The organism is Metabacillus endolithicus (assembly GCF_023078335.1).
Classification (GTDB): domain Bacteria; phylum Bacillota; class Bacilli; order Bacillales; family Bacillaceae; genus Metabacillus; species Metabacillus endolithicus.
This window is the reverse complement of sequence record NZ_CP095551.1, coordinates 167,071-179,898: the sequence shown is the minus strand read 5'-3', so window position 1 is coordinate 179,898 and position 12,828 is coordinate 167,071. Positions and strand designations below refer to the sequence as shown.

The 12,828-nt window shown below is 31.0% G+C and carries 14 protein-coding genes and 1 pseudogene; 2 read left to right on the top strand and 13 right to left on the bottom strand.

The features are described 5' to 3' along the window. Positions 1-25: 25 nt before the first annotated feature. From MVE64_RS27690 to MVE64_RS26855, 11 genes and pseudogenes are all read right to left on the bottom strand, one after another. Positions 26-157 (bottom strand): hypothetical protein, encoded by a 132-nt coding sequence (locus MVE64_RS27690; protein ID WP_281730524.1) that lies wholly within the window; start codon positions 155-157, stop codon positions 26-28. Positions 158-195: 38 nt separating this feature from the next. Further along, positions 196-855 carry a Rad52/Rad22 family DNA repair protein gene (locus MVE64_RS26895; protein WP_247347374.1) on the bottom strand — a complete coding sequence of 220 codons (660 nt, stop codon included), beginning with the start codon at positions 853-855 and terminating at the stop codon, positions 196-198. A gap of 412 nt (positions 856-1,267) precedes the next feature. Beyond that, on the bottom strand, positions 1,268-2,005 hold the full coding sequence (locus MVE64_RS26890; RefSeq protein WP_247347372.1) for a hypothetical protein: 738 nt from the start codon (positions 2,003-2,005) through the stop codon (positions 1,268-1,270). Between the two features lie 326 nt (positions 2,006-2,331). Continuing rightward, a complete protein-coding gene (locus tag MVE64_RS27685; RefSeq protein ID WP_281730523.1) occupies positions 2,332-2,454 on the bottom strand; it encodes a hypothetical protein in 123 nt (40 codons plus the stop codon). A 666-nt stretch (positions 2,455-3,120) separates the two neighbouring features. Next, positions 3,121-4,236, bottom strand: coding sequence for a hypothetical protein (locus tag MVE64_RS26885; protein WP_247347371.1), 1,116 nt, complete (start codon positions 4,234-4,236; stop codon positions 3,121-3,123). Positions 4,237-5,332: 1,096 nt separating this feature from the next. Continuing rightward, positions 5,333-5,866, bottom strand: a pseudogene (locus MVE64_RS26880) (ATP-binding protein). Positions 5,867-5,987: 121 nt separating this feature from the next. Next, positions 5,988-6,455: a hypothetical protein gene (locus MVE64_RS26875; RefSeq protein WP_247347369.1), complete on the bottom strand. Its 468-nt coding sequence runs from the start codon at positions 6,453-6,455 to the stop codon at positions 5,988-5,990. 170 nt (positions 6,456-6,625) lie between these two features. Then, entirely contained in the window at positions 6,626-7,507 is an 882-nt protein-coding gene (locus MVE64_RS26870) for an LCP family glycopolymer transferase (protein WP_247347367.1), read from the bottom strand. Further along, positions 7,467-8,036 carry a sigma-70 family RNA polymerase sigma factor gene (locus MVE64_RS26865; protein ID WP_247347365.1) on the bottom strand — a complete coding sequence of 190 codons (570 nt, stop codon included), beginning with the start codon at positions 8,034-8,036 and terminating at the stop codon, positions 7,467-7,469. The genes MVE64_RS26870 and MVE64_RS26865 overlap by 41 nt, the downstream gene beginning before the upstream one ends. A gap of 204 nt (positions 8,037-8,240) precedes the next feature. Continuing rightward, positions 8,241-8,762 (bottom strand): GNAT family N-acetyltransferase, encoded by a 522-nt coding sequence (locus MVE64_RS26860; protein ID WP_379053436.1) that lies wholly within the window; start codon positions 8,760-8,762, stop codon positions 8,241-8,243. 321 nt (positions 8,763-9,083) lie between these two features. Next, complete coding sequence (locus tag MVE64_RS26855) at positions 9,084-9,251, bottom strand: coiled-coil domain-containing protein (protein ID WP_247347361.1); 168 nt, start codon at positions 9,249-9,251, stop codon at positions 9,084-9,086. Positions 9,252-9,475: 224 nt separating this feature from the next. On the opposite strand from MVE64_RS26855, the gene MVE64_RS26850 reads away from it, so the two are divergent. Further along, positions 9,476-9,715 carry a hypothetical protein gene (locus MVE64_RS26850; RefSeq protein ID WP_247347351.1) on the top strand — a complete coding sequence of 80 codons (240 nt, stop codon included), beginning with the start codon at positions 9,476-9,478 and terminating at the stop codon, positions 9,713-9,715. Positions 9,716-9,723: 8 nt separating this feature from the next. Further along, positions 9,724-9,972, top strand: a complete 249-nt coding sequence (locus MVE64_RS26845; protein WP_247347350.1) for a hypothetical protein — start codon at positions 9,724-9,726, stop codon at positions 9,970-9,972. Positions 9,973-10,196: 224 nt separating this feature from the next. Here the strand turns inward: MVE64_RS26845 and MVE64_RS26840 are convergent, their stop codons facing one another. Together MVE64_RS26840 and MVE64_RS26835 are read right to left on the bottom strand one after the other, a co-directional pair. Beyond that, positions 10,197-10,706: a hypothetical protein gene (locus MVE64_RS26840; protein ID WP_247347348.1), complete on the bottom strand. Its 510-nt coding sequence runs from the start codon at positions 10,704-10,706 to the stop codon at positions 10,197-10,199. Between the two features lie 832 nt (positions 10,707-11,538). After that, on the bottom strand, positions 11,539-12,732 hold the full coding sequence (locus MVE64_RS26835) for an IS110 family RNA-guided transposase (protein ID WP_247347346.1): 1,194 nt from the start codon (positions 12,730-12,732) through the stop codon (positions 11,539-11,541). Between the last annotated feature and the right edge of the window lie 96 nt (positions 12,733-12,828).

Sequence of the window (12,828 nt, the reverse complement as noted above, 5' to 3'; positions counted from 1 at the left end):
TGATTCCTCCAAGTTTAGTAATTTATTAACCTACTTTTACAACGTTATTAAGTACCCATTGTCCTCGATGTTCTTCAGAAGATATAGCAACTCTATCCTCTGGTTTCAATTGTAATCTTTTGATTTCCTCAGCCATTTTGCCTATCGCATAGATCACGCAAATTTGACCACCTTGTTCAAAACAAATCTCATAAACTACTCCGTCGTCATATTGTTTCTCCACCATATCTTTGAAAATACATTCAACCATGCCAGCTGGTATTGTGTTAGATTGTTGATTGTGGTGTTCATGAGATGACAATTCATTTCTAGACGGGGACTGCTCATGTCCAAAGCCTCTGGTAATGCCCAATTTGGTAATGTGGGAGGAGTAAAGTAACCTCTAACATCTTTAGATTGATCCTTCTTATCCTTGTGGTAAGTATAGATATCTCTATCGGTTTTTCTTTTCTCGTGTACTTCAACCCAAACTTCACTAAGGTTATATAAGTACCTCCCCACTCCAAAAAGCACAGCGGTACGCTTTAATGCTGAAGAAATTCCTCCTTTGGTTTCCTCAAAATTTGTAGGATCAGCTCCATCACACTTTGTGATTGTTTGATTCTCACCTATCCTAATACTAATTGATTGAATAAACGCACCATTCGGTAATTGTTGAATTTTATTTTCCCATCGATCCCATCCAACTACATTGTCAAACCTATTTTGGATAGCTCTTGAAGAAACATAAGGTACAACTATAGCTTGCGGCCCTCGACTGTTAACACTAACTCGCGATACTCTCCATTCAATTTCATCTGGAGCAAAAGGTGCCGCTAACTCTTTTCCAACCTTCTTTACATCAAGTGTTTCCATTCTTTCAACCTCCTAAAATGTGTAATAAAGCTTTCTAGAAATGCAAAAAAGCCTATAGGCATACTTCCTCTTAGAGAAAATACCACCCATAGGGAACACTTCAATACAAGGCTCATTATAGAGCAAAAAGAAAACTTTGCATAATTAGTCTATCAAATTATTTTATATACTACAATACAACTGTTTTTTTATATTTACACTTACGTAAATAAAGGTTTTATCGCTAATAGAGTTTCTAAATTAGAATGATCATAATGAAAATCAAATAGATTTAAATCAGTCTTCTTTTACCTGATATACTCGATCTTCCCTTCAATTTTCTTCTCTGATAACAATAGTTTTTGTTTTCTATCATTTACTTTAACTAGCCAAGATTGTCCATCGATTGAATATAATTCTGGACAAGCTTCAATTATATAAGGGTCAAGAGTACCAAGTAAATGAAAATGATGATTAGGATACATCTCCAATATCTCTCGTATGATTTAATACGAAATTTTTTAGTATATCCATTAATTCTCGATATAGCAGTCCCACCAATAGCGATATATTGTGTGTGGTCTGTATAATATTTAAGCACATCAAAATCCCGATTTTGTATCACCTTTCTACCAAGAAAAGTTGCTGCTTGATACACAGGTATAACATATAAACCAAGAGATTGCATCACTTTAAATGTTAGTAATCCCGTTTCATTGCTACCCATTGTATCAAATGCGATACAATAATCTATATACTTTTGATTGGCAAGGATAAAATTAATATATTGTTCAAAAAGGAGAAATTGATTTTTATCCGCACAATATTCCATTTCTGGAAACTCATTGAACCACCACCAAGAAAATTCTTCAAAAGTAAACTCCTTTCCATCTTCCTCTATCATTTCTTTATAGGTTTCAATAATTTCTTCTATTCCTATATCAATGTTTCCAAACGTAAATGCTCCACTATCTACAATTATACTTTTAGGTGTATAATCAATTTTTTGAATGAGATCTTTCTTTAAACATTTGTCCTTATGTTTTTCTCTCCATAATGCAAAAGATACTAATAGATTAGCTGGTCTAACCTTTTTTATAATTTCTATTTCATCTTTCCTTGCAGATGTAGCAAAATAAACTCTATCCTCAATTCTAAATGTTTTATTCATTATAAAATCCCTCCTGGTATCCTTAATAAAAAGAAAAGGCAATAGGATAATCCTATTGCCTTCGGTAATTATATTTTTACCCTTCGAGATATGGTTTGTATATTTAGGAGAAATTGATAAGTCATTTAATAAAGTATAGGGAATTGTTGCAATATCACTTACCCAATCAAGATCAATAACTTTTAGATCAATGCTACCGTCATATAGTGTATTAAATTCATATTTCCACATTTCATCCATAGCAACTTTACTAAGCTTAAATGAAAAAGTAAACGGAGTTCCTTCAAAGTCACCACCTATATATTTTATAAAAATACTTTCATCATCTAATTTAATACCTGTATCAAATTTGAATGATTACTTCCTGCTGTAATGTAATACCAATTTCCACTAGATAGTGTTGATAGCTTTCGTTTTCGATCTTCAATTTTAATAGCTTCTGAATTCAACTTGATTCCTCCTAAAATGTGTATAAATAGAGCTTCCAAAACACAAAAAAGCCTATGGGGCAGACTGTATTTGTCTATACCACCCATAGGGCATATCTTCTATTTAAGGCTCATTTGAGCATCTTGGAAACTTTACCTATACAGTCTATCAAAGATATATTCTTAAATCAATTTAGATACTATTACTTACTTTATTACTATTTCCATTGTTAAATATCATATAAAAGTAAAAGAAACATATATTAATAAAAAAGAACAGTAATAATAAAAAATACAAATAATAATAAGCAAATATAAAAAAGGTAGAGAAAACCCTTGTAAATAAAGAGTTTTCGAGGGTTAGCTAGAAGTTATATATCGTATTTATAACATATTAACTAGATTAACCTCGTTAAAAACACATGTTAACATACTTATATTTAAATTGTTTACATATCAAGAGGGAATTTTACATTATTTCAACATATACACAAGTTAGTATTCAATATTAACATATTAACAGGTAAGCATTCGTAAGTAGTTTCCATAAAAAAAAGGATAAAAAATTGATATAGTTGATAGATTTATCCTGAACCATGATTATTCTTATAAGTAATAGTTTTTTAGGTAACGTCAAAAAGCCTAGTAGAAATTGGTTTTTTTCAATTTCACTAGGCGCGGCCTATTTTAAATTATAGTAGAAAGCAGCGGTTTACTTCCAGTTATTTGGAATTCGCGTATTTTTGCATCATGGATATATTCGTATGGAATATCTTTAATAGCATTTTTGAACTGCTTTCTAAACACTTTTCTAAAGAAACCACCAATTGTATATATCTTAAAGTGACCTAATCGCTCTTTTTCCCGTTGTATATGTTCAACCACGCTATCAAGCGTATTTAGGAAGAAGGATCTCAACCATTTATCTCTGTATTTGTAACTATTATCATCCTCGTCGATTAAATGGTAAAGAAATGACACTACTTCTTGTTTAAAAGCGATCATTATATCTTTCTTATCACGAGCTTTATATTTAATTTGCAGTTCATCTAAACGATATGTAAGTTCTTGTGAAAATTGTGCTAATAAACGATTTACTTCAAACTCATCAGTATCTTCAATTACACATTCAGGTTTTAAAGAGAAGTTGATCTTTTTAATCCAAACCTGCTCTTTACGATAAGAAAGACCTTCAAATTCAATATCAAAAAGAGCTTCAAGAATCTCAAGTACTTTTCGTACATCTTTGGCCTTTTTATTAAGCTTCTTTTTTAAGGTGGACATTTTTCGAGATTGCTTTAGTTTATCTAGTGAGATCATCCCTCTGTTAGACATACTGGTTCTAAACTGGTTAAAAAGAGATAAAAGCAGTTCAATACCTTCTGGATTAGAAGTACGTACAAACTCCGCCAAAATGTTTGTGTCAAAAAGAGCATGCGGAACAAGAAGGTAGTTTAATTTTACGCCTTCTCTTTCGGGAGTATTTAATTTTTCAACATCTTTCAGAACCAAAACTGGTAAATCGTTTTGGATCTCTTCTTTAACAAAATGGTACTTCTCTAGAAACTTTTTCCCACCATACAATGAGGTATAAGAAATGTCTAATTTTTTAGGCCAGTATGATAAGTTGTATTCTTTCAAAATCCCTCTTGGATTGTTTTCAATGTGCATTTGTTTTAGCATAGTTAAATAGACTACATATGCAGAGGCAGTAGGCTTATCAAAGGATTGATCTTTAATATATCTGAATTCATCTAGAATATGTTGGTGCATTCTAAATCCATCAATTTTAATCTTTCCCATAGACATGTTCGTACCTCCTTTATGTAGTGACTTGATGATAGAGCTGTTTAAATCTATCTTTTCTTATAGTAAATGTCTATCATATATATTCTATCGGCTAATTAAATTAGTCTGTCATTAGAATTTAGTAACCATTTGTAGAAATATTTACTAATATGCAGTATTATAGCAAATCGGTTGTGCACAAAAATCCCTTTTTAATTAAGGACTTGTGCACAAAGATGCACAACCCTTGAAACTATACGTAACAAGGGTTTGAAAAAAAGTCGAAAAAATTTATGTTCACTCAAACGTCATTAATTCGTGCACATTCGAGCATGTTAACGTCATAGCTTCATCAGTATGTGCACAGAAATAACTGAGATATTGTTGGTATATCAAGGGTTTTAGAGAATTTGAGACTATAAATTGTGCATGTTAACGTCATATATATTAATTTTATTAGTAGTATTTATGCGCAAGGAAACGTCATTAATTCACAATTGTGCAGGTGCATAAAGACTTCTTGATAGTACTTAAATGATATATTGTTAACTCTTGTTCATATTAACGACATTTTATAATCCTATTGTGCACAAAAGAAGTACCTAAAAGGTTGATAAATCAAGGCTATTCCAACATATAATTATAGATACGAGCAAGGTAACGTCAGTATTTCACATTTGTGCATATTGGAGCAAGCAAACGTCAGTAAATTTTTTCTGTGCACATTGGAGCAGGGTAACGTCGCTAATTTCACCTTGTGCATGCACAATTTCATTCTGTGCATGCACATTGGAGCAAGGAAGCGTCATTGATTCACAATTGTGCATCTGTTAGGTTATAAAAAAGTTTGATCGAAAACACGCATTGATCAAACAGGCTCTATATTTCACAAGGTGTTGCTTTTATAAAATTTTTAATCAAAAAATCTTGATATAAAACAAATAAAAAGAGTATGTTTTGAAAAAAGGTTGATCAAAACATACTCTTATAGTTTTTATCGGTTTACACTTCTTAAAAAAACTTTGATCATTTTCTAGTGAATCATCTTCAACAAACGCGCTTTTATTGTGGAAGATCATAAAACTTTAGATCAACTGACTCCCCATTTAGTTCAATTACAATTTAAGTAATCTAAGACAATATCGACTCTATCACTTACAGAATAATCTCCCTCAATTTTTAATACTGGACATGATAAATCCGCCATCCAAGCCTCGTGTAAAGCTTTACTTCTAACTTCCATTCCTGCACTATCATATAAAGAAGCCCTCTAAAAATGTTTTCGATTGTTCATATTTGCTACCACCAGCTAATATTTCATTTCCATAACGTTGAAATTCCCTCTGTTTTAGCCTTTCAAGCCTTATATCTTGGGGAATCCATAGGAATATAACACAATCAAAATAACTTTTAAAGTTATCACCCCAACCACACACTGCACCAGAAAGAATCCAGTCTTCATTTTGTGATAAATCATTTTTAAGCATCTTTCTTCTTTCAGCTACTTTTCTTTGTTTAGTGAATTTAGTTGTCCAGAAATAATCATCGGTATCAAGATGTCTATGAGGTAAAACATTTGATAATGAAGAACCTAACGTCGAAGTTCCTGACCCTGAAATTTTATTATGTGAATTTTATTTTTCATTACTTCTCCACCTCTAATTACTTTTAGTATCATAAAATTATTCGTTTTCAATACCCGCGCTTATATTGCTGAAGAGTGAAGATGGATATTGAACTAACACTACACTAGTTCGATAAGGTTTTTAACCTCTTCCACGGTTATTCTTTATCACTTTATAAATGAGAAAAATAGCTAAAATACTCAATACAGAAAATATAATAATTTTAATAATCCCTTGTTGTCCATCAAGGAAACCACCAAAAGGACTTCTCATTTCATATTCTGCTTCTCTATATGCCTTTATATATTGACCATCCGATACTTCAACTGCTATTGCTTGGTCTGTACTTATCTCTTTAATTGAATAGTATTTAGTGCCTCGCTTATAGGCATTAGAGAAGTTACCGGAATACTGTTCCATATCCGAATGCCTAGTGACATGTCCTATTTCATTTTCAATTTCCGTTACATATTCATCACTTATCACATAAATATATCCATCCCAAACTACAAATGGATAAGCCCAAGATGTTGCTAATGTCTTACCTTGATAAAAGGAAATAAATAAAACAAATAAAACAGCAATAGATAATAAATGTTTACTTTTCACACAAACACCCTTTCTTAAATTTGACGGTTATATTTAATATAAGTTTCAATTCAGGTTGAACAAAACTGCTCGATAGTTTAAGTGTAACGCTCCACAATGTCTTTTCCATTTTTATCCTTTCACATAAAAAAGACACGAATGTTACACATTCGTGCTTTGATTGTTGAAGATTAGTTTTCACTCCAACCAAATGACTTTTTAAGTTTTTCTAAATTTTTATCATCTATTTTTTCACTATATACTCCATCAATGTTCTGTTCTTCAAATACAACATTGTCTTCAAACTTAATATTTTTAATAGATAACAATACTTTATCAAACTCTGTCATTTTCTTTTTAAGAATATCTGTATAGAACTCTTCTTGCTTAAATAATTCTTCTAATACTGAGATTACCCGTGCATCTCTACCATGGTCACCTCTTGGGTCCAGTACTCTCATGGATGTAAAATCTACAAGTTCCTGACCTTTTTGAAATGTAATTATTCCTTCTTTAAAAACACTCTGGCCATATTCAAAATCAAAATCATTATTAACTTGTATTCCTTTGTTTTTTTCAATAAAATCCCCTAAAATATTATCATCTAAAAGAAATGTATTTGTGATCTTAACAGAGAAAGCTTTTTCTATGGCATCTTCCGTAATTGGATTATCAAATAAAACATTATTTATATAAAGCTTATTTGGAACTGATATATACTTTGCTTCTTTTTCCTCTTTATTAATATTTATAAGTAAGATACTAGGCTTATCTTCTCTACTTAAAACAACTAAATAATTTACGGATTGATCCTCGTAATCTTTAGGTTCTGCTTCATTTCCAATATTCGCTGAATTTCTATGAACAGATGAAAAATCAAAGCTAAAAAATAACAGTAACGCTACTGTAATAGCAACTAATGAAGCTAACATTGGTTTATAACTTCTTTTATTTTCACTTTTAATACTCCTAAGCTTTTCAATTGTCACATCTTGCATTTCATCATTGAAGCTAATGTTCTTATATCTATCTTTATCCAATGATGTTTTTAGCTTGTTTAATTTTTCTTCCATCAGTTTTTACCTCCTTTAAGTACACATGTTTAAATTTCTCCCTACCCCGAGACAGTCTAGTTTTTACATTCCCCTCGCTTATACAGAGAACATTTGATATCTCTTTAATGCTTAATTCTTCATAATAAAAGAGGGTGAGAACTTCCCTATATTTTATTGTTAACTTAAAAAGACATTCTGAGATTAATCGGGATTCATCATCATCAATCAATTTATTCTCATCCTCTTCTCCCTTACTAGTTAATACGAAAGGATTAAAAGAGAAATGTGATAATTTATTCTTTGGACTTTTAAGAAAATCTTTAGATTTATTAATTGCAATTTGATATAACCAAGTCTTTAAGGAAGATTTACCTTTAAATTGGTAATGTTTTTGTGCAAACGTTATAAATGTTTCCTGTACAATGTCTTCCGCAGTTGTCCAATTCTTAACGTAAGAGTAAACCAGCTTTAACAAAGGTGTTCCATACTTATTCATTATCTCTCTAAGATAATTTTCATCTACAAATGGTTTTTCATTAACATTCAATATAACCACTCCAATTAAATAAACTATCCCTTAGACGAACTTTTTTATTATAGGTTACAAAAAATAAAAAAGGTATTACCAGTAGTAGTAACACCTTTAAATCACAGTTAATGAGTATTTTGTTTAAGTATCTGATTTAAGCAACAGCGCTTTTATTGTTGAATAAGTTTGTTTAAATACATCTGTAACAATAGTTAATAACAGCTATACAAATTTATACATAAGTATGTCATCTGCATATTCATTTTCACTCACCTTAATTTCTTTGGTTTTCCGTCCTTCTTCTACAAACCCCATGCTTTTATACAAAGATATAGCTCTATTATTAGTCGAAAGAACTCCTAAACTCACCTTTTCAATTAAAGGATTATTTTCAGCCCATGCCAAAAGTTCACTAATAAGCATTTTACCAATACCTAACCCCCTATAATCTCTATATATCATCGTTTCAAATGTGCCAGTATGAGCTAATCTTTTGAGATTCGGTGATTCGAAAGCTATAAAGCCGATAACTTTTTCATCTTTTTCAGCTATAATTAAAGTTTCCCTGTGATTATCTAAAATCTTCTGTATCCAAATTCTTTGTTTTTCTAATGTTTTATTACACTCACCTATTTCTGAAATTAGATATTTATTTTCTGTTATAACATCTCTTTGAATATCTAAAATAGATATTGCATCGTCTATTTGACCCGTACGTATAGAAACTTCGCTACCTTCAGTTATCGCCAATTCTCCAACCTCCTAAGTTTTTTGAAAAATACCGATCATATTATATTTATTTAACTAAATTGGTTCTTTACTTCATCATTTAATCGCAGAAGGTGCAGTTAAAGGCAAATAATACACACTTAAATCTAATTCAATTAAATTAATATTAACGAATTTTTTAGTCATTATCATGTATTTCCCTAAACTCAACATAAGAGGGTAAGTTCTTACTATTATTAAAATAAAAGTTGGTATATAGTTTATTGTTAACTCAATACCTTGTTAAATTACCTTAAAGATCTTTCGTACAAAGTTTGACAGTTAAGAAATCAGGTTTTATTTCTCACTTTTTAGCTTCCGAACCTCTTCTTCAAGATTTTCAACTTTTTGTTGGAGTTCCTTCTTTGGTTCTGTAATTCTTCGACCAAATATAGCCAAAATACCAATGATAGCCACAATTCCACCAGCAAAAGCCATAATAAATAAAAATGTAATATCAAACATTAAAACCACCCCGAATTTAAACCTTAATATTCTACATACTAAGTATTTTAAAAAATGTTCCATTTCGTTTGCTGAAAAAAGTCATTAATCGAAAATCATTAATACCTCATAGAATAGGCTACTTCATATAACCAATACACTTACATATTATTACAGAATGTTTTTTCGTTAATATTTATAATTTTGGAGAAATTAATGCTATATCTAATAGAAGGAGAGAAAATGTGATTAAAAAATTTTTAATTTCAATATGTACTTTACTACTTTTATTGATTGTGACTACATCCCTAGAGACAAATGCCCTTACCTTTGATGAATTACCAGTTAAACAATCTTCAAAACAGTGGTCAGTTCAGATAGGTAAAGCTGAAAAAGGAAAAGATCTAGCAAAACCTGTAAAAGGAAAATTTCATACTTACTCTATAGATGTTAGTAACATAGGGGTAAGGATGTATATTCTGTAGAAATTAATATGTTTAGAAATGAACCTAACTCTAAGACAAAGTACTCGCTTTTTGGTTGTCCTGATGGACAAGATTGTAATGAAAACCACTATGAAATGGCCAAATCTTTAGCAAAACAATTGAACGACGGAAACTCTTATCATGGTGCTAATTTCCTTATGGCTGAAATAGCAACTGAATTAGAAGTTGAAATCGTTTGGACAGAGGATAATAATGGCAGACCCTTAAAAGAATCTTTTATATTTGCTGCTGAATAACTAATTTACTTATCATTGTACATCGTGCCAATAGCACGATGTTTTTTTTATTAGTCATATAGCAAATATGTGCTTTTTAACTAGCTCTCAACTGAAATAAATAACCTTATCTATATTTAAAAATAAGCACCTTTCCTTGTTGTTTCAAGAAAGGTGCTCCGATAGTAATTTAACATATTAGTCTATTTGTCCAGTAGGGTAATCAATTGAGTTAGCTATTTGAACTAAATTTTCAGCAGTAACTTTGTCTGAAGCCTCTTATCAATACTAAGCATATATTGCCAATTGTCCTTATCAAAAACTAATACATTAAATCCAGATATAGTCATATATGTGGCTCGATTTTCATTTTTGAGATCATAAACACCCATAATAAACTTATCTCTAATCGGAATTTTATTCTCAAGAGGTCGCACATTTATTTTATAATGATTTTCAGGTGACCTATCACTAATAAACTCTACTTCAAACGAGTCATTCTTTTCACCCTCTAAATCGTTAAACCTCCCAAAATAGTGAGTGAATTCAATAGGTGGAACTCTAAGTGGCAATTTCAAATTTTGTTTGAAATGCTGTTCAAATTCACTTGTTGCTTCCTCCACTAGCTTATAGCCAATTTCAGGATATATATATTCAAGAGGATGGGGTTCATCATTCGAATTTGCAAATGTGTTATTTACCGAAATTGTTAGGCATAAAACAATTAACAAATAAACACTAACAATCTTATACATCGACATCACCCTATTCATTTTTTAGGAATATCTTTCCCAATTGAGTAGTAAATTAAATATTTTTTTATACAATATTGAATTATATCTCAAAATTGCGTTTTCAACTTAAAAAAGCGCCTGTCCTTATTTAAGAACATCGCTTATTGAAAGATTACTAATAATTATTTGTTTTGTTGTTACTCAATGAGTTTAGTTGATTGAAATATCATTCCCATCTTTATCTTTTACATATATTTTATATGAATCAATTTTAGATATTGAGTCAAGTTCTTTAGAATTTATAATCTTTTCAATTTTAATTTTAATTTCTTTTGCAATAATTTCAGTTTCTGACTTGGTACTGTCTAAAGAAGTTCGTACAGTAAGAGACTTTTGATAATCCGTTTGTATATCTCCTATCCCCTCGAATGCTTTTAACCCCTCTGAAACTTCCTCTGTTATTGTTGTAATTTCGCTTACAACTATTTGACTATCCGTTTTTTCGTTTTCTTTACCTTCAGGAGAAAATACCAGATCCTTTTCTGCTGAAGTTTTAATTAGACTAAAGGAAAAAACTATTATACAGACTAAAACAACTCCTAAACCAACAAATGTAATTTTTTTAAATAAGACACCTCCTCTTACTAGGTATGTCCACTTGAACTAATTTATGACAGAAAAATGGATTAATCCATTTTCTAAATAGACTATATTGTTCAACAATACCAGCTACTAGGAGGTCAACAATTAATTTAAATATTGAATATTATCCATGCTATAATAATTTTAGGCATACCAAATAAACCTTTCAATACCATTGGAAGGTTATGGACCTATAGTATAATCCTGGTTCTTATCTAAAAGCCTCTTTACGTTTTAAAATGTAAAATATCCATTGGATGAGTTTATTAGAACAGGCGATCATCACTACTTTATGTGGCTTTCCTTCGTCTCGTTTTTTCTGATAAAACTCTATCAATTTACTATTTCGAGAGTTTCGTAACCCACATACTACGGCAGTGTATAGTGCTTGTCTAAGTCTACTAGAACCTCTTTTGGTTATTCGATTATAGGTCGCCTTAAATTTCCCAGATTCGTGTATCCTCGGATCAATTCCTGCGAAGGCTACAAGCTTTTTGGGATGTATAAAACGTTCTATTTCTCCTATTTCAGAGAGGATTGTTGCCGCAATCTTATCTCCTATTCCAGGAATTGAGCGTAATATATGATAGTCTTCCATTTGTATTGCCAGAGTATCTATCTCTTCCTTTAACTTTGATAGATGCTCTTGGTATTCTAAAAGAATTTGAATATACATCCTCATGCTAATTAGATTACTTTCATAGAGATTTTTCTGAAACGGATCTCTAGAAGCAGCACCCTTTAATTCTCCGGATTTCTTAAGTGCCCACTCATAAGATCTAGTAGGACAAAGTTCCTTTATTATTTCAGCCAGGTGCCTTTCATCCTCTTTCAATACGTTTTCTGGACAAGGATATAATAATAAAGTTTTCAACGAAACCCTAGAATACGTATCTCCGAATACTTTTTTATACTCTGGAAATACCTGATCTAAAATCGCTTGGAATTGCAGCTTCATCTGTACATAAGAACTTGTAATCGCATCATGTTGTCTCGTCAAATTACGCAGGTTTAATACCTGTACACTCTTCCTATGATAAGGCTCCAAATCCTCTTTATAATAAAGCTCGCACAAATGATAAGCATCAATTGCGTCTGTCTTTACCTTTCTCATAGTTGACTTTTTTGCCCCATGAGAAACGATAGGATTCACCATGATATAAATGATTTTTTCCCTCTCTAAGAACTGTACTACTGGTTCATGATAGTGTCCTGTAGACTCAAAAATAACGATTGGAGACTTTCCTGCTTTAGCTTCTACTTCTTTATAAAACTTGTAAAATACATTCAATCCATCTAAATGATGATCAAACTTAAAACTCCTTTTGTAAGGATGCTTCTTTTGTAAAAAGGCTTGTACTTGACTCTCTTCTTTTGCAATGTCCAGACCTATAACTGGATCCATGCTTTAACACTCCCTTTCAGATATCTTTGCCGATACCTCTAACCACTCTTGTAGTGTCATTTCTATAAATGCTAATTTAATAATGAACAAAGATGA